This window comes from Trinickia sp. (assembly GCF_057351765.1).
In genome coordinates, this window is sequence record NZ_JBMRBK010000073.1 from 1 (window position 1) to 17,305 (window position 17,305).

The window sequence follows — 17,305 nt, forward strand, 5'->3', positions numbered from 1 at the left end:
CGCGCGCAACTTCAAGCAGTGGATGAGCAAGGGGCTCTATCTCGGCACGCTGATGGTCGGCATCGAGCAAAAGCTGTTCGGCGGCAACGTGCCGTGGACGCTCCATCACAAGCACCGCGATCACGAGATGCTCAAGCCCGCGGCGCAGTGCGCGCCGATCGCTTATCCGAAGCCCGATGGCAAACTCACGTTCGATCGGCTTTCGTCGGTCTTCCTGTCGAACACGAACCACGAAGAGAATCAGCCGGCGCATTTGACGCTGAAAGATCCGTCCGTCCCAGTGAACGTTAATCTGCATACCTACGCGGGGCCGGAGGGACGGTACTGCCCTGCCGCGGTGTACGAATTCGTCAAAAACGACGACGGGAGCGACCGGCTCGTCATCAATGCGCAGAACTGCGTGCATTGCAAAACGTGCGACATCAAGGACCCGACACAAAACATCGTCTGGGTCACGCCCGAAGGCAGTGGTGGGCCAAACTATGCGAACATGTAATGCCCGAGCCCGACGGAGCGCGCTTCAGCCGCGACCGTGGGGTGAAGAGGGCTGATACGGTTGCTCAGCGTTTGGCAATGACCATGGATATCCGATCACATTCGCGTCCCAAAGAAATACAAGACTTCATAGACGGAGCCAGGGTGCTCTTCGCGGCCGAGACGCTGACAAAAGAGGCCCGCGCATTGGCGGTTCAGATATTCGCGCTGCTCGAGCGACATGGCGAGATTCGCTTGGAGACACGCGAGCGCTTTCCCGCTTGCGATTGGCTCGATAGCACGCTCGAGCCGTATCTGGGCGCGGACAATGCATTCGGCCAAGTGGCGCGAAGCATCAAAGCGCTCGAACCGTATATCGGCTGGTCCCGGCGGATGACCGTTGCGAATGCGAGCGAGAATTTTCTGGAGGGCCATGCGAACGGCACGATTTGCGGCCCAGGCGGCACCGAGGAACGGTCCGATCTTCAGCTTGGCTTTACGATCATGAAGCCTGACGTCCGCTACCCCGATCACGGTCATCCGCCCGAGGAAGCGTATGTGTTGATGACCCCCGGTCAGTTTCGCAAGGATCGGGGGCCATGGCTTTCGCCAGGGATTGGTTGCGGCATCCACAATGTCCCCGGCGCGATTCACGCTGTGCGCTCGGACGACAATCCATTCCTGGCTTTGTGGTGTCTTAAGGTCTGACCTATGGCGCTCTCGCCCCACATGCACGGATCACCAGGGCCACGACATCGTCGGTCAGCGCTGCAAACGCTTTTTTCGACAGCGCACGTTTGCCTGAAAGCGCCTTGATCTGCGCATCGAAATCAGCGTAGTGCTGCGTGACAGCCCAGATCAAATAAAGCAGTGCACGCGCATCGATCGGTGCGAGCAGCCCGCGCGCAATCCAATCGTTGATGACGACGACGCGCGTTTCCATCCACGGCTTGACGCGTTCCGAAAGAATATCCTGCATATGCATGGCGCCTTGAATGATCTCGCTGGCCCAGACCTTCGATCCGAGTGGGCGGCGTTGCGAGAGCGCCATCTTCGCTCGCACATATCCTTCTATCGCTTCGACAGGGTTGTCGCTCGAATCGAACGTATTGGCCGCGCAATGCCATTCCTCGAATACGTCGTCCAGCACGCGGCGATAGAGCGCTAGTTTCGTCGGAAAGTAGTAGTGCACGTTGGCTTTCGGCACGCCGGCACGCTCGGCGATCATGGCCGTGCTCGCCCCCTCGAGGCCTCGCTCGGCAAACACGGCCTCGGCGCAAGCGAGCAAATGCGCTTCGTTGGACAGCCGGATATGTGCCTTGCGGCGTCGCAATATCGGTGGGTCCGATTGCGCGTCGGAGTGTTCGGCCATCGCCGCCCGTCGGTCGTCGATCTTCATGTAAGCGCCTTGTTCGATCCTATGCCGCGTCCGGTCCCATTGTAGTCGTCAGCGGTCTCGTCATCGCCCGAATAAAGAAAAGATTGCAAAGTCGAGGCCAATGTTCTAAAACCTGTCCAATCGGACAGGATTCGATCCGCATTGAAACGATGAAATCGATGAAGCACGTACTTCAATGCAATGCGCGATTCCGATGCGCTGGTCAGGCATGCCAATCGTCCGATTTCAATAAGGAGCGCGTCCGATGAGCACGAGTGCAATGACAGAGCGCGGCATCGATACGTCGATGAAGGTCAACGGCCAGCGCCTGTGGGACAGCCTGATGACGATGGCGAAGATCGGCGCGACAGCGAAAGGCGGTGTATGCCGCCTTGCGCTGACCGATCTCGATCGGCAAGGGCGCGATCTGATCGTCAGTTGGGCGAAGGAAGCCGGCTGTACGGTCAGCGTCGATCAGATGGGCAATGTCTTCATGCGGCGCGCGGGCCGTCATCCCGACGCCGCCCCGGTCATGACGGGCTCGCATGCCGATTCGCAGCCCACCGGCGGCCGGTTCGACGGCATTTACGGCGTGCTCGGCGGGCTCGAGGTGATTCGCACGCTCAACGATCATCGCATCGAAACGGAGCATCCGGTCGAGGCCGTCATCTGGACCAATGAGGAAGGCTCGCGCTTTGCCCCGGCGATGGTGGCCTCAGGCGTATTCGCCGGCGTTTTTACGCTCGAGTACGGGCTCTCGCGCAAAGATATCGAGGGCAAAACGATTGGCGAGGAACTGCAGCGGATCGGCTATGCGGGCGACGTGCCCTGCGGCGGCAGGCCGATCCACGCGGCGTTCGAACTGCATATCGAGCAGGGCCCGATTCTCGAGGCCGAGGACAAGACGATCGGTGTCGTCACCGATGCGCAAGGGCAGCGGTGGTACGAAATCGTGCTGACCGGGCAGGAGGCACATGCGGGCCCTACGCCGATGCCGCGTCGCCGCGATGCGCTGCTCGGGGCCGCACGCGTCGTCGATCTCGTCAACCGGATCGGGCTGGCTCATGCACCGCTTGCGTGCGCAACGGTCGGCATGATGCAGATTCATCCGAACTCGCGCAACGTCATTCCCGGGCGCGTCTTTTTCACTGTCGACTTTCGCCATCCCGACGATGCCGTACTCGCGCAAATGGACGCCGAGCTGCGCCAGGGCGTAGCCGACATCGCCAACCGTGTTGGTCTCGAAACCGCGCTCGACCAAATCTTTTATTACGCACCCGTTGCGTTCGATCGTGCCTGCGTCGAATCGGTTAGACGTGCCGCACAGCGCTTCGGCTATTCGCATCGCGACATGGTGTCGGGCGCCGGACACGACGCCTGCTATCTCGCACAGGTGGCCCCGACATCGATGGTGTTCGTCCCCTGCGTCGACGGCATCAGCCATAACGAAATCGAGGATGCCACGCCCGAATGGATCGAGGCGGGAGCGAACGTGCTGTTGCACGCGATGCTCGAGCGCGCATGCGAGGCCGTCTGACGCACGCGGTTTGTCCGGCTGCTGTTTCACGTCGTCCAGTCCTGTCGTCCCTCTTGCGAAGGAGCACGCATGACCATCAAGAAAACCGGCGATATTGCCGCCGGCCGGCTTGACTCGGCTCAGTTGGCTTGCGAGTTCGCCGATATCTCGCCGCTCATGAACGCCACGGAGGCAGCGGTTGCGGCCAGCCGCTGCCACTATTGCTACGACGCGCCATGCGTGCATGCCTGTCCGACGCAAATCGATATCCCCGGATTCATTCGCAAGATCGGCAATGGGAACCTGAAGGGCGCGGCGCGCGATATTCTGTCGGCCAATCCGCTCGGCGGCATGTGCGCGCGGGTCTGCCCCACCGAGATTCTGTGCGAAGGCGCGTGCGTTCGAAACGATCAGGACAACGAACCGGTACGGATTGGCGCGTTGCAGCGGCATGCGACGGACTGGGCCATGGCCCGAGGCGAGCCGCTCTTTGCGCGCGCACCCGATACGGGGCGCCGCATCGCCGTGGTCGGTGCGGGACCGGCCGGGCTCGCCTGTGCGCATCGTCTTGCACTGTCGGGCCATCGCGTAACGATTTTCGATGCGCATGCGTTGCCAGGCGGCCTCAATGAATACGGCATTGCCGCCTATAAGACTGTCGACGACTTCGCGCAGCGCGAGGTGCAATGGCTGCTGTCGGTCGGCGGCATCGAATGGCGCTCCGGTGCAGCGCTTGGGCGTGACATCGACCTGGCGGAGTTGCGTCAGCAGCATGACGCGGTCTTTCTGGCAGTGGGGCTCGCGGGTGTCAAGGCGGTCGGTATCGAGGGCGAAGGGCTGGTCGGCGTCGAAGACGCCATCGCGTTCATCGCGCGGCTGCGCCAGGCAAAAGACAAATCGACCTTACCCGTCGGCCGTCGCGTGGTCGTCATCGGCGGCGGCAATACGGCTGTCGACGCCGCCGTGCAAAGCCGCAAGCTCGGTGCCGAGAGCGTAACGATGGTCTACCGGCGTGGGGTGGAGGCGATGAGTGCGACGTGGGCCGAGCGCGAATTCGCGCAAAAGCAAGGCGTCACGATCGTGCTGTGCGCGCGGCCGCTGCGACTCATTGCGGACGGCGACGGACGCCATGTGACCGGCGTGGAATTCGAGCGCACCCGCGAAGACGAATCGCACCGCCTCATCGACACGGGCGAGCGTTTCGCCATCGAGGCCGACATGGTACTGAAGGCGATCGGACAGAAGCTTGTCGCTGACGGCATCGATCGCGAGGTTCTCACGCTCGATGGCGGGCGCATCGTCGTCGACGACGAACGCCGTACCTCGCTTGCGCAGGTCTGGGCCGGCGGCGACTGCGCCGCACGTGAAGGGCTCGATCTGACGGTCCAGGCCGTGCAGGACGGCAAGCTCGCGGCCGAATCGATGGACCGGCATTTCGCCCGCACGGCCAAGCACGCGGCCTGACGCGCTCAGCCCGATTCTTTCCCAGCCTTCGCCCCACGGAGCCCGCCATGGCCGATCTTCGCTGCACCGTTGCCGGCATTTCATCGCCGAATCCGTTCTGGCTTGCTTCGGCTCCGCCAACCGACAAGGCCTACAACGTCAACCGCGCCTTCGAGGCGGGCTGGGGCGGTGTGGTCTGGAAGACGCTCGGTCTCGATCCGCATGTCGTCAACGTCAGCTCGCGCTATGGCGCTGTGCAATGGAACGGGCAGCGCATCGCGGGGCTCAACAATATCGAGTTGATCACCGATCGCCCGCTCGAGGTCAATCTGCGCGAAATCGAGCAGGTCAAGCGCGATTGGCCCGATCGCGCGCTGATCGTCTCGTTGATGGTGCCTTGCAACGAGCAGGACTGGAAATGGATTCTGCCGCGTGTCGAAGATACCGGCGCCGATGCCGTGGAACTCAATTTCGGGTGCCCGCATGGTATGAGCGAACGCGGCATGGGCTCCGCCGTCGGTCAGGTGCCCGAATACATCGAAATGGTCACGCGCTGGGGCAAGGAGGGTACGCGGCTGCCGTGCCTCGTGAAGCTCACGCCCAACATCACCGATATCCGCCTCGGCTCGCGCGCCGCATTCAAGGGCGGTGCCGATGGCGTATCGCTGATCAACACGATCAATTCGATTGTCGCCGTCGATCTCGATCAGATGGCACCCATGCCGACCGTCGACGGCAAAGGCACGCACGGCGGCTATTGCGGCCCGGCAGTGAAACCGATCGCGCTCAACATGGTGGCCGAAATCGCGCGCGACGGCGAGACGCCGGGGTTGCCGATTTCTGGCATCGGCGGTATCACGACATGGCGCGACGCGGCCGAGTTCATCGTGCTGGGCGCCGGCAGTGTGCAAGTCTGCACCGCCGCGATGCATTACGGCTTTCGGATCGTTTCGGATCTTGCCGATGGGCTCTCGAACTGGATGGATGAAAAGGGCTACGCGACGCTCGACGACATCCGCGGCCGTGCGGTGCCGAACGTGACGGATTGGAAGTACCTGAACATGAGCTACGACATCAAGGCGCGCATCGATCAGTCGCGCTGCATCCAATGCGGGCTCTGCCATATCGCCTGTGAAGACACCTCGCATCAGGCCATTACGCGAGAAAAGGACGGCGTGCGCCATTTCGAGGTGATCGACGACCAGTGCGTCGGGTGCAATCTTTGCATGCACGTCTGCCCGGTCGATCAATGCATCACGATGGAGCGCGTCGACAGCGGCGCCTATTCCAATTGGACCACGCATCCGAACAACCCGGCGCGCACGCAGGACGAGGCCGGCGTTCCTGCTCAAGCGGCCTGACGCGAGCCCGGACGCGCCGCATGAGACGGCGCGCCGGTCATTTGATAGTCGGTGCGTGTACATGACACGCAGGCGACGACGGGAGAACCCAATGAATCAGTCCGTAGGAAGCAGCGATGCCGTCATGCAGCCGGGCTTGGCTGCGAGCCCGCTCTACAACGACGACCTCGCGCCGACCGACCCGGCTCGCCGAACCTGGAAGTGGTATCACTTCGCGGCGCTATGGGTTGGCATGGTGATGAACATCGCCTCGTACATGCTGGCGGCCGGGTTGACCGATCAGGGCATGTCGCCGTGGCAAGCCGTGCTGACCGTACTGCTCGGCAACGTGATCGTCCTCGTGCCGATGCTGCTGATCGGCCATGCGGGTGCGAAGCACGGGATTCCCTACGCCGTGCTGGTGCGCGCCTCGTTCGGTACACAAGGCGCCAAACTGCCTGCGTTATTGCGTGCGATCGTCGCCTGCGGCTGGTACGGGATTCAGACCTGGCTCGGCGGCAGCGCGATCTATACGCTGCTCAACATCCTGACCGGCAACAGCTTGCAAGGCGCGCCGATCGCGGTGCTCGGCATTTCGGCAGGGCAGGCGGCCTGCTTTCTGTTTTTCTGGGGCATCCAGATCTACTTCATCGTCAACGGCACCGATTCGATCCGCTGGCTCGAAAGTTGGTCCGCGCCGATCAAGGTCGTGATGTGCGTAGCGCTCGTCTGGTGGGCGACGTCCAAAGCGGGCGGTGTCGGCTCGATGTTGTCGACGCCATCCCAGTTCGTGGCGGGCGGCAAGAAGGCCGGGCAATTCTGGGCGACGTTCTGGCCGAGCCTGACTGCGATGGTCGGGTTCTGGGCCACGCTGGCGCTGAACATTCCCGATTTCACACGCTTTGCGCGCACACAGCGCGACCAGATGGTGGGGCAGGCAATTGGCCTGCCGTTACCGATGGCTTTGCTCTCCGTCATCTCCGTGGTGGTGACCTCGGCCACGGTCGTCATCTACGGCAAGGCGATCTGGGACCCGATCGATCTGACGAGCCGCATGACCGGTATCGGCGTCGGGCTCGCGCTGATCATCCTCACGCTCGATACGATGTGCTGCAATCTCGCAGCCAACCTCGTCGGTCCGGCGTACGATTTCTCGAGTCTTTGGCCGCGAGCAGTGTCATATAAGACCGGTGGCCTGATCACCGCAACGATTGCAATCGTCATGATGCCTTGGAAGATTCTCGCGACCACGCAGGGCTACATTTTCACATGGCTGGTCGGATACTCGGCGCTGCTCGGTCCGGTGGCGGGCATCATGATGGTCGACTACTTTCTCGTGCGACGTACCCGGCTCGATCACAGCGAGCTGTTCGACGAGCATGGCGAATATTCGTACACGGGCGGATGGAATCCCGCGGCTGTCGCGGCGCTGCTGATCGGCGTGCTGCCCAACCTGCCTGGCTTTCTCAACACCGCGTTTCCCGCGGCATTTCCGAATGTGCCCGATATGTTCAAGGAACTGTATACGTATGCGTGGTTCGTCGGGCTCGTGTTGGCCGCGCTCGTCTACGGCGTGTGGATGCGGCTCGGCGATCGGGCGAATCCACGCATCGCCCGGGCATAGCGGCACGAAGACATCAGCGTCAACTTCCATTGACGACATGGCATGGAACAGGAGACATCGAAATGGCAATCCTGATTCGCGGTGGCACCGTGGTCGACGCGAACGACACTTATCGGGCCGATGTGCTGTGCCACGACAGTGCGGCGGGCGGCACGATCGCGCAGATTGGGCTCGATCTCGATGTGCCGGCTGACGCGACCGTCATCGATGCGGGCGGGCAGTATGTGATGCCGGGCGGCATCGATCCGCACACGCATATGGAGTTGCCGTTCATGGGCACGCGGGCCAGCGACGACTTCTTCACGGGGACGGCAGCCGGTCTGGCGGGCGGCACGACGAGCATCATCGATTTCGTGATTCCGAATCCGCAGCAGCCCCTCATGAGCGCGTTCGAGGACTGGCGCGGCTGGGCCGAGAAGGCCGCGGCCGATTACGGCTTTCACGTCGCGGTGACGTGGTGGGACGAATCGGTTCATCGGGACATGGGCACGCTCGTGCACGAGCATGGCGTCTCGAGTTTCAAGCACTTCATGGCCTACAAGAACGCGATCATGGCCGACGACGAAGTGCTCGTGAACAGTTTCATGCGCGCGCTCGAGCTCGGAGCGCTGCCGACGGTGCACGCGGAGAACGGCGAACTCGTGTTCCGGCTGCAGCGCGAATTGCTCGCTCGCGGCTTTACCGGACCGGAGGCCCATCCGCTTTCGCGTCCACCCGAGGTCGAGGGCGAGGCGGCCAACCGCGCGATACGGATCGCGCAGGTATTGGGCGTGCCGGTCTACATCGTGCACGTGTCGGCGAAGGATGCGCTCGATGCAATCATCCGCGCGCGCAGCGAGGGCCAGCGCGTGTTCGGCGAAGTGCTCGCGGGGCATCTCGTCATCGACGAATCGGTGTACCGGGATACCGACTGGGGACGTGCGGCCGCGCACGTCATGAGCCCGCCGTTTCGCACGCAGGCGCATCGCGATGCGCTTTGGCACGGGTTGCAGGCCGGTCATCTCCAGACGACTGCGACGGATCATTGCGTGTTCTGTGCGTCGCAAAAGGCGATGGGGCGGGACGATTTCACAAAAATTCCGAACGGATGCGGGGGCGTGGAAGACCGCATGTCGGTGCTCTGGCATTACGGCGTCAACATGGGGCGCCTCACGCCGAATGAGTTCGTGCGTGTGACGTCGACGAACGCCGCGCAGATTTTCAATCTTTATCCGCGCAAAGGCGCGGTGGTGCAGGGCGCCGATGCCGATCTCGTGGTCTGGGACCCGCAGGGGAGCCGAACGATTTCAGTGGCCACGCACCATCAGAACGTCGATTTCAACGTATTCGAAGGAATCACGGTCGAAGGTGTGGCTACGTACACGATCGCGCGCGGCGAGTTGGCGTGGGCCGATGGCGATTTGCGCGCGCGGCGCGGGCAGGGCCGTTATCTGAAACGGCCGCCGAATCCCGCTTATTTCGACGCCATTCGTGTGGCGAACCGGCTCAAGGAACCGGCACCGGTGGCGCGCTGAAGACTGACGCGTAGGCGGTGTTGCCGTGTGGACGTGCGTCAAACCTCGGATGCGGCGACGGAACACGCCGGGCGATCAAGCTCGGCTGACGCGCATCTCGCGCGCGATCGCCACGAAGCCGGCGATATATCCGATTTCCTCTTCTCCGCGGCGGATACCCAAATTGATGCTCTTGCCGATGCCGCGCTTGCCAAGCCGCACGGCTCGAATCGGGAAATCGGCGCCCTCTTCGTGAACGAGCCAGTCGGGCAGCACCGAAACGCCGCGCCCGGCGGCGACGAGCTGGAGCATAAGATCGGTCGCTTCCGCGGTTCTACGGTTCCTCGGCTTGCAATGAGCCGGGATAAGAAAGCGCGTATAGATGTCGAGCCGGTCTTCGCTGACGGGAACGGTGATCAGTTCTTCGTCGCGCAGGTCGCGAGGCTGAACGAAGGCACGCGCAGCCAACGGATGCGCTTCGTGCACGACCAGGACGAGCTCGTAGTCGATGACAGGCGTGAAGCGAATATCCGGTAAATCGATGGGATCGGGCGTAACGAGCAGGTCGATCTCATGGCCGGCAAGTGCCGCAACGCCGTCGAAGCGGAACGCTGTGCGCACGTCGAAGTCGACGTCCGGCCAGGCGGCAAGGTAACGGGGCGTGAGCCGCGATAGCCACTTTTGGCAGGGATGGCACTCCATGCCGACGCGCAGTGCGCCGCGCCGACCTTCGGCGAAATCCACCAACACGCGCTCGGCGTGATCGATTTGGGGCAACACGCGCTGCGCCAAAGCGAGCAGATACTCCCCGGCCTGAGAAAAGCGCAGCCCGCGCCCGCTCTTCGTCCAGATCTTGACGCCATGCTGCTCTTCCATCTTTCGGATCGTGTGCGACAGCGCGGACTGTGTGACGTTGAGCCGTTCCGCGGCTGCGGTGACGCTGCCTAGCCGATCGACTTCCAGCAGGATAGCGAGCTGTTGGCGGTCTAGCATCCATGATCTCCATTCATTGTTCCATGAAAACATACCATTTCTGCTCATGGACGTGCGTTGCTATTCTGACCGAAATTCATGGCCGCGTGACCGCGTGCCGTCATATCGAAACGAGGAAGAAATAGTGAAGGCATGTTCCAGAGAGATCAGAGACGACGCTTTGACGGAAAACCTTGCTTGCATATTCGATCAAGTTGCCGATCGCAAGAAGTCGAACTCGATGAAATGGGCGATTGCCGAAAAGCTGCTTTCAGCAGATGAATTCGCTGCGGATCCGTTGCCCATGTGGGTTGCCGATATGGATTTCCGCGCGCCCCACCCCGTGATCGAGGCGCTTCACGAAGCGGTCGAGCACGGCATCTTCGGCTATCCGGGCGGCGCCACCGACAGCTATGTCGAGGCGGTGGTCGGCTGGCAGGCCAAGCGTTTCGGCTGGGACGTCCCCAAAGAATGGGTGGTGCAGACGTCCGGCATCATCACCACGCTGAAGACTGCGGTGCAGGCATTTTCGTCGCCGGGCGACACAGTGCTGATTCAGCCGCCGGTCTATGCGCATTTCCACAACGACGTCCTGATGAACGGACGCCATCTGGCTTTCGCGCCGCTCGAACGAACGGACACGGGTTATCGCTTCAACGAAAAGACGTTCGAAGCGGCGATCCGGGATAACACGAAGCTCTTCATCCTGAGCCATCCCCATAATCCGACCGGTAATGTGTGGTCCGAGGGCGAGCTGCGCGCCATGGGGGAAATTTGCCTTCGGCATGGCGTGCTCGTCGTCTCCGACGAAATCCATCAGGACCTGATCGTCAACCCCGCGAAAAAGCACATTCCGTTCGCTTCGCTCGGCGAAACGTTCGCGCAGAACAGCGTCACCTGCACGGCGCCCAGCAAGACCTTCAACCTGCCTGGTCTGCAAAGCGCGAACGTATTCGTTCCGAACCGGCGTCTGCGCGCCGAACTGCTCCGGCAGTACGACAGAAACATGTTCCCGCTCGTCAACACGTTGGGAATGGTCGCGGCGGAAGCAGCCTATACGCACGGCGAGCCGTGGCTCGAACAGATGTTGAGCTATCTGCGCGCGAACCACGCTCACTTTCGCAACGCCGTCAACGAGATGACGGCGAAGCTCAAGGTGCTGCCCGCGGATTCTCTCTATCTGGCCTGGATGGACTGCCGAGGGTTGGAAATGGACGCCGACGCGCTCGATAAATTCATGCTGACCAAGGCGAGGCTTTGGCTCGACAAGGGGCAGAAGTTCGGTAGGGAAGGGCACGGCTATATGCGCGTGAACCTCGGCTGCCCTCGCGCGACGGTCGACGAAGCGATTGTGCGGCTCGCGGCTGCGGTGACGGAAGGCTGAGGCGTAAGGCTGAGGCGTAAGGACCCGATCGATCGGAGGTTGACGTCGATAAGGCGCATGAGCGCTTTGTGCGTTGTTTTGTAGTACCCGCCTGTGGATGGATGAATCGAAACGTATTCGTCTGTCGTTCATGGGCTATTCATATAACGTTGGAGACAAAATCGTGAAGATCCGGAAAGCCATTCTTTTTGCAGCGCTCTCGATATCGGCGGCGTCTATGTCGTTCGGTGCTTTTGCGCAAGACCTGCTTGATGCCGTCAAGGCTCGGGGCACGTTGATGATCGGCATGGAGGGAACCTATCCTCCGTTCGACTATCGAGACTCGCAGGGAAGATTGCAGGGCTTCGACGTCGATGTCGCACGAGCGCTGGCCGCGAAGCTCGGCGTCAAACCGGACTTCTATACGGGGGAGTGGTCGGGGCTGATCGGCGGCCTGCAGGCCGGCAAGTTCGACGTGGTCGTGAATCAGGTGACCATCACGCAAAAGCGCCGCGAATCGCTGGACTTCAGTCCTCCGTACGCTTATTCAGCCGTCCAAGTCCTGGAAAGAAAGGACGACAAGACCGAGTATCAGAGTCTCGACGAACTGAAGGGTAAGCGCGTCGCCGTGACACTCGGTTCGAACTTTGCCGATCTGGCAAAGTCGGTTCCCGGCATCATCGTGCAGACGTACCCCGGAATGTCCGAAGCGCTCAGCGATCTCGTAGGCGGTCGAGCCGACGCGTATCTGAATGACCGCCTGTTCGTGCCATATCTGATCAAGACTTCTCACGTGCCGATTCGTGGAGGCGGGCTCCTGAAGAATACCAGCGATGAAATCGGTATTCCGTTCAAAAAAGGAAATCCCAAGTTCTCGGCCGCGGTAAACGAGGCACTGACGACCATGAAGAACGACGGGACGCTCGCTGCGATTTCCAAGAAGTGGTTCGGCGTGGATGTCGCTCATCCGGTCGGTAATTGACGAATTGGCGCCTGGCCGGCCGCTGCTGTTTGCTGGAGTGTGAAGAGATGGATCGATTCGATTTGGTGGTCAACTCGGCCCCCGTGTTATTGATGGGTGCGCTTTTGACCGTGAAATTTGCGGTCGCGGCGATGGCATTCGGGCTCCTGGTCGGTGCGCTCACCGCGGTGTTGAGAATCAGCGGCAATCGCTATCTCGATCGGGTCGCGCAAGCCTACGTCAGTGTGATGCGCGGCACGCCGCTGCTCGTGCAGATGTTCGTCGTGTACTACGGACTGCCCGACATCGGCATATCGCTGTCGCCGACGACGGCGGGAATTCTGACACTGACGTTGAACGCGGGGGCCTACCTTTCCGAGAGCATGCGCGGTGCGATTCTGGGCATCCCGCGCGGCCAATGGAGCGCATCGCACAGTTTGGGGCTCACCTATTTCCAGACGTTGCGGTACGTCGTCGGCCCGCAGGCGCTGCGCCTTGCGGTGCCGTCCATGGGCAACACGCTCATCAGTCTGATCAAGGACACGTCGCTCGTTTCCGTGATCACGGTGACGGAGTTGCTGCGTTCCGCGCAGGAGGTCATTGCAACGACATTTCAGCCGTTGCCGTTGTACCTCGCGGCGGCCGCGCTGTATTGGGTGCTGAGTTCGCTGCTGGCGGGGGTCCAGAATCGCTTGGAAGGGCGCTTCGCCTTGCAGAGCCGTCACTAGATGCCAGCCGGCCCGCAAGCAACCTTAAGATCGGGTAACACGACATGATTGACATCGATAACGTTTCAAAGTGGTACGGCCAGCATCGCGTACTCGATAGCTGCACGACGCGAGTTCAAAAAGGCGAGGTCGTGGTCGTCTGCGGGCCTTCGGGATCGGGAAAGTCGACGCTCATCAAGACCATCAATGGGCTGGAGGTTTTCCAGCAAGGTTCGATCACCGTCGACGGCGTCAGCGTGGGACATTCGAAAGCGGATCTGACGTCACTTCGTACCCGGGTCGGAATGGTCTTTCAGCATTTCGAGCTGTTCCCGCATATGAGCATTTTGGAGAACCTCACATTGGCGCAGATGAAGGTGCTCCGGCGATCCCGCGAAGAAGCCGACGTGAAGGCGATGATGCTGCTCGATCGGGTGGGGCTCGAGTCGCACGCTCGAAAGTTTCCGGGGCAAATGTCGGGCGGACAGCAGCAGCGTGTCGCCATCGCCCGCGCATTGTCGATGGACCCCGCGGCGATTCTGTTCGACGAGCCGACGTCGGCCCTCGATCCGGAGATGATCAACGAGGTCCTGGACTTGATGATCGAGCTCGCACAAGACGGTATGACGATGGTCTGTGTGACGCATGAAATGGGTTTTGCGCGCAAGGTCGCCGATCGCGTGCTTTTCATGGATGCCGGCGTGATCGTCGAGGACTGTGTCAAGGACAGCTTCTTCGATACGCCTCGATCGGAGCGCGCTCGGGACTTTCTTGCGAAGGTCCTGCATTGATACTCTCCGTGCGGTGTTCCGATCGGCGGCATAACATTTTGGAGGGTTGAGTCCCAGGCGTTCGGACGCATACTCCGCTCGCCTCAGCGGCGCTTCCCCTTACCGCTCGCTTTCTTGTTGCGGCTATCGGCCCGGGAGGTTCCCGTGCCGGAAGCGGGCCGCGAGGGCGGCACCGGACGCTGCTCCGGAGCGGTCCGTGCGCTGGCCGGCAGGCGTTTCAACTGCTCACGGCACGCTTTCACTTCACCTCTGATTTCATTGTTGTCCCGCAGCGCGTCTGTGATCTGACGTTTTTCCACGTCTTCCATGCGGGAGGCGGCGATCATGAGAATCTTCGTGCCGGCCGCGAGGTGTTGGTCGATCATATCGAGCAGCGGCGCCGCACCGAACGGAACGGTGCCGGCCGGATCCTCGAGCCGCTCGGCCAGCGCACGCACGGTCGCTCGAAGCCATTGACGCTTCGCTGTATCGAAGTCGGCGACGTAGCGCCATTCGAGACGGATGGTGAACGATTGAATTTGATCGATTTCGCGTTCGGCGGTCGTCGCGGCATCCACGCTGGGGTGCCGAGTGCCGACGTCCTCGATCAGCTGGTTGCGAGTCGCGTCGATATCCTTCGCGGCACGCGACACGTCGTCGGACAGTTGATCGGATAGTTGTTGAAAGCGCAACGGGTCGAGTGTCGGCTCGCGGCTGAGCTCCGCCGCGTTTCGGTACCCGTGCGAGAGGTCGGCGAGCACACTCAGTGTGTACTGAACCGATTTGGCCGTGCGGGCCACACGCCGCGTGAATTGCCACGTACGTTGAGCACGTTCGCCGGCGACACCGCGAGTCAGACGTTTGCTTCGGCCCGCGGACGGCACGGCGGCGGCCTGCTCGCGCACCTGCCTCGCCGTTTCGGCCAGCAACCGGAGCTTCACCGTGCAATCCGCCGTAGCGCCATCGTGGATCGCACGACGGGCCTCGCCGTAGCATTCGACCAGCTCGGCGACCGAGCGCATAGCCACGGTTAGGGCGTTCAGGTTCAACTGCAGGTTGGCGTGGTTGTCCGCGATGATCTCGGGTGCATCCGCCGGTGGCGAAGGCATTTGCGCAAGATGCGCCTCGATACGTTGGACGGCTTCGCGCGTAGTCGCGATCAGCGCTTCGTTGGCGGTTTCCTCTTCTCGCGCCGCGGCGCGGTCTTCGGGGGAAGCGCCGAACCGCACGATCGGAAGCGATTGCCGAAGGTCGTACATGCATTTCAGCGCCGGCCCCATTGCGGCGGACTCTTCGATGGTGAACGCGACGGTCGCGGCGTGAGCCTTCTGAAAGGCGCCGTTGAGGAGTCTCGTTCGCTGTCGGGCACACGCGCTCGTGAATTGGCGAAGGGCGGGGCCCAGGGCGCGACCATATGCGGGCGCCGCGGCCCCGGCCGCCACGGCGGCCTTGCGCACCCGATCCGCGGCGTCGAGCAGGTCCGCCTCCCGATCGAGCATCGCTTCCACGTACTGTTCCAATGCGGCGAAAGGCGCCGCCAGGCGGGCGGCATCGATATCCGCCGCGTCACGCGGGAACGGCGTCGCTTCCAGCTTGGCCCGCAGTGTCTGGCAATGCCACCGCACATCCGAACCGATCAATATTTCGGCGGCCGTCACACTCGTGCTCGCCGCGGTCGGATCGGCATCCTCGTCATGCGGCTCATGCATCGTGGCCGACATCGCCGAGAAGAGCTCGACGAGCGCCTCGTTCATTTGACCGACAGCCGCGTTGCGGGACTCGCCGAGCTCTGCGGACAGTTGCCGCGCTTTTGGAGCCGAGCGTGCCGCTTCAGGCCAGGATGCCGTGGAATCATCGAACGTGTGAAGCGCATCGTCGTAGGCACGCGCAGTCTGATACCAGGACTCGAACGTATCGACCAGGCTGTCGAGGGAACGCGACGGGTCGCTGCGACGCGCTTGTGCCGCGACCAGAAGACCGCCGGCTTGAACCAACGGAGCTTCGAGGGCCGAGTGCAGCGCGGCCAGCAGCGCCGGCACGTTCGGCTCGCCTCGCAGGACGAGCGGCAGCGCGCTCAGGACGTACTCGAGTTCCGATAAAACGTTCTTGCGGTTTCCCGCCGGGGCCATCGCGGGATTCTGTGCCGCGGCGGCCGACAACTGCCCGAAGGCGTCGGCGACTGCGCGAAGCTCGGCGTCGAAGGCCTCGATCGGTGCCACATCGAGCGGCAGCGCGCGAAGCGAATCCGCCTCGCAGTGTTCGAGCGCGGTGCGCAATGGTTTCAGCACCGCGTCCAGGGCTCGCGGATTGCCCACTGCGAAAGCATGCCGGTTTCGCTTGAAGTGGGTCATGGCGGTCAGCAGCGAAGCCTTGACGATCAGTCGCGCTGTCTGAGCCTCGCAATGCGCGGCCGCTTCGTCGAGCTTCCCGACGTCTGCGGCGGCTGCGCCGACCTTGCGCGTCAAATCGATTGCAGCGCGGTATTGATCGGCCGCGATCTGCCAGGCTCGTGCCGCATCCTCGCATTCGAATACCGTTTTGGGCAACTGCTCCAGGGGGTGGAAGGCCCGCAGGGCATCGCCGAAGTCCGTGGCGAACGTGATCGGATGAAGCGTCTCCGCCTGCCTGCGCAATTCTTCCGCGCCGGCGGCGAGCGCGTGTGCATCGGCCGGAATGCTCGATAGTGCAACCCACTCCGACAACATCTGCTGCCGTTCGGCGCGACGCGCGCCGCCGGACCAGAAGTTCGGCGTGCCGTTGAGTGCGGAGTCGGCCAGCACGAGAAAATCGTCGTCCGCATCGTCTGTGTTGCGCTCGGATCGCCGGCTCGACGTCATTGAGCCGCTCGATGACGAATGCGCATCGTCGGTATCGCGAGATGCAGAAATGGCTGCCGGGTCCTGCAACCTCAACCTGTCGAATTGCCGAGTCAGCGCTCGCTGAAAGCGCGGGCCACGCGCGATCGGTTGCAGCTCAGGGTGCGAACCAACATTGCCGCTGCCGAATGCGTCGCCGCCTTGATGCCCACCCGGGGTAGCGTGCGCCTCGCGCGGGCGCGTGCGCAGCACGGCCAGCGGTCCGCTCGGCGGCGTGCGGTTGCCGGATGACCCGGATGGCTCGGGTGCCCCGGATGGTCTCGATGTAGGGCGGTCGTCGCCATGAGAGCCGTGAGCGGAGGGCGAATCCATGGGTGCCGTTGTCGTCGGCAGGGTCGGGCGGTCGATGGGCATTACGATTGTCTATGCGGGCCGACTCATACCAAAG

14 protein-coding genes are annotated in these 17,305 nt (G+C 62.3%); 11 read left to right on the plus strand and 3 right to left on the minus strand.

Translation table 11 applies throughout. The annotated features are described in order from the left end of the window. Both ACO1XS_RS20085 and ACO1XS_RS20090 read left to right on the plus strand, forming a co-directional pair. The coding region (locus ACO1XS_RS20085) for a 4Fe-4S dicluster domain-containing protein (protein ID WP_486391519.1) at positions 1-496 on the plus strand (496 nt) is incomplete at its 5' end. 83 nt (positions 497-579) lie between these two features. Then, a complete protein-coding gene (locus ACO1XS_RS20090; protein ID WP_486391520.1) occupies positions 580-1,182 on the plus strand; it encodes a dimethylsulfonioproprionate lyase family protein in 603 nt (200 codons plus the stop codon). Between the two features lies 1 nt (position 1,183). Here ACO1XS_RS20090 and ACO1XS_RS20095 read toward each other — a convergent pair whose 3' ends face one another. Continuing rightward, positions 1,184-1,873: a TetR/AcrR family transcriptional regulator gene (locus ACO1XS_RS20095; RefSeq protein ID WP_331568119.1), complete on the minus strand. Its 690-nt coding sequence runs from the start codon at positions 1,871-1,873 to the stop codon at positions 1,184-1,186. Between the two features lie 244 nt (positions 1,874-2,117). Between ACO1XS_RS20095 and ACO1XS_RS20100 the strand changes: the two genes are divergently transcribed. From ACO1XS_RS20100 to hydA, 5 genes are all read left to right on the plus strand, one after another. Further along, positions 2,118-3,389 (plus strand): allantoate amidohydrolase, encoded by a 1,272-nt coding sequence (locus ACO1XS_RS20100; RefSeq protein ID WP_486391521.1) that lies wholly within the window; start codon positions 2,118-2,120, stop codon positions 3,387-3,389. A 69-nt stretch (positions 3,390-3,458) separates the two neighbouring features. Further along, entirely contained in the window at positions 3,459-4,832 is a 1,374-nt protein-coding gene (locus ACO1XS_RS20105) for an NAD(P)-dependent oxidoreductase (RefSeq protein ID WP_486391522.1), read from the plus strand. Between the two features lie 47 nt (positions 4,833-4,879). Continuing rightward, a complete protein-coding gene (preA, locus tag ACO1XS_RS20110) occupies positions 4,880-6,172 on the plus strand; it encodes an NAD-dependent dihydropyrimidine dehydrogenase subunit PreA (RefSeq protein WP_486391523.1) in 1,293 nt (430 codons plus the stop codon). A gap of 91 nt (positions 6,173-6,263) precedes the next feature. Beyond that, the gene (locus ACO1XS_RS20115) at positions 6,264-7,775 is read left to right on the plus strand and encodes an NCS1 family nucleobase:cation symporter-1 (RefSeq protein ID WP_486391524.1); all 1,512 of its coding nucleotides are present in this window, start codon (positions 6,264-6,266) and stop codon (positions 7,773-7,775) included. A gap of 62 nt (positions 7,776-7,837) precedes the next feature. Next, entirely contained in the window at positions 7,838-9,289 is a 1,452-nt protein-coding gene (gene hydA, locus ACO1XS_RS20120; protein ID WP_486391525.1) for a dihydropyrimidinase, read from the plus strand. Between the two features lie 75 nt (positions 9,290-9,364). Here hydA and ACO1XS_RS20125 read toward each other — a convergent pair whose 3' ends face one another. Then, positions 9,365-10,261: a LysR family transcriptional regulator gene (locus tag ACO1XS_RS20125; RefSeq protein ID WP_331568021.1), complete on the minus strand. Its 897-nt coding sequence runs from the start codon at positions 10,259-10,261 to the stop codon at positions 9,365-9,367. Positions 10,262-10,385: 124 nt separating this feature from the next. Between ACO1XS_RS20125 and ACO1XS_RS20130 the strand changes: the two genes are divergently transcribed. The 4 genes from ACO1XS_RS20130 (at position 10,386) to ACO1XS_RS20145 (ending at position 14,062) form a co-directional block, all read left to right on the plus strand. Beyond that, entirely contained in the window at positions 10,386-11,624 is a 1,239-nt protein-coding gene (locus tag ACO1XS_RS20130; RefSeq protein WP_486391526.1) for a MalY/PatB family protein, read from the plus strand. Between the two features lie 163 nt (positions 11,625-11,787). Next, positions 11,788-12,585: a transporter substrate-binding domain-containing protein gene (locus ACO1XS_RS20135; RefSeq protein WP_331568019.1), complete on the plus strand. Its 798-nt coding sequence runs from the start codon at positions 11,788-11,790 to the stop codon at positions 12,583-12,585. A gap of 47 nt (positions 12,586-12,632) precedes the next feature. Further along, positions 12,633-13,292 carry an amino acid ABC transporter permease gene (locus tag ACO1XS_RS20140; RefSeq protein WP_486391527.1) on the plus strand — a complete coding sequence of 220 codons (660 nt, stop codon included), beginning with the start codon at positions 12,633-12,635 and terminating at the stop codon, positions 13,290-13,292. A gap of 44 nt (positions 13,293-13,336) precedes the next feature. After that, positions 13,337-14,062: an amino acid ABC transporter ATP-binding protein gene (locus ACO1XS_RS20145; protein ID WP_486391528.1), complete on the plus strand. Its 726-nt coding sequence runs from the start codon at positions 13,337-13,339 to the stop codon at positions 14,060-14,062. 83 nt (positions 14,063-14,145) lie between these two features. Here ACO1XS_RS20145 and ACO1XS_RS20150 read toward each other — a convergent pair whose 3' ends face one another. Continuing rightward, positions 14,146-16,878 carry a hypothetical protein gene (locus tag ACO1XS_RS20150; RefSeq protein WP_486391529.1) on the minus strand — a complete coding sequence of 911 codons (2,733 nt, stop codon included), beginning with the start codon at positions 16,876-16,878 and terminating at the stop codon, positions 14,146-14,148. Between the last annotated feature and the right edge of the window lie 427 nt (positions 16,879-17,305).

What these genes read in the sequence shown, in the direction of transcription:
- ACO1XS_RS20125 (WP_331568021.1), bottom strand. Translation starts at nt 10,261, where the DNA reads ATGCTAGACCGCCAACAGCTCGCTATCCTGCTGGAAGTCGATCGGCTA.
- ACO1XS_RS20115 (WP_486391524.1), top strand. Translation starts at nt 6,264, where the DNA reads ATGAATCAGTCCGTAGGAAGCAGCGATGCCGTCATGCAGCCGGGCTTG.
- ACO1XS_RS20100 (WP_486391521.1), top strand. Translation starts at nt 2,118, where the DNA reads ATGAGCACGAGTGCAATGACAGAGCGCGGCATCGATACGTCGATGAAG.
- ACO1XS_RS20150 (WP_486391529.1), bottom strand. Translation starts at nt 16,878, where the DNA reads ATGACGTCGAGCCGGCGATCCGAGCGCAACACAGACGATGCGGACGAC.
- hydA (WP_486391525.1), top strand. Translation starts at nt 7,838, where the DNA reads ATGGCAATCCTGATTCGCGGTGGCACCGTGGTCGACGCGAACGACACT.
- ACO1XS_RS20095 (WP_331568119.1), bottom strand. Translation starts at nt 1,873, where the DNA reads ATGAAGATCGACGACCGACGGGCGGCGATGGCCGAACACTCCGACGCG.
- ACO1XS_RS20145 (WP_486391528.1), top strand. Translation starts at nt 13,337, where the DNA reads ATGATTGACATCGATAACGTTTCAAAGTGGTACGGCCAGCATCGCGTA.
- ACO1XS_RS20090 (WP_486391520.1), top strand. Translation starts at nt 580, where the DNA reads ATGGATATCCGATCACATTCGCGTCCCAAAGAAATACAAGACTTCATA.
- ACO1XS_RS20105 (WP_486391522.1), top strand. Translation starts at nt 3,459, where the DNA reads ATGACCATCAAGAAAACCGGCGATATTGCCGCCGGCCGGCTTGACTCG.
- ACO1XS_RS20140 (WP_486391527.1), top strand. Translation starts at nt 12,633, where the DNA reads ATGGATCGATTCGATTTGGTGGTCAACTCGGCCCCCGTGTTATTGATG.
- preA (WP_486391523.1), top strand. Translation starts at nt 4,880, where the DNA reads ATGGCCGATCTTCGCTGCACCGTTGCCGGCATTTCATCGCCGAATCCG.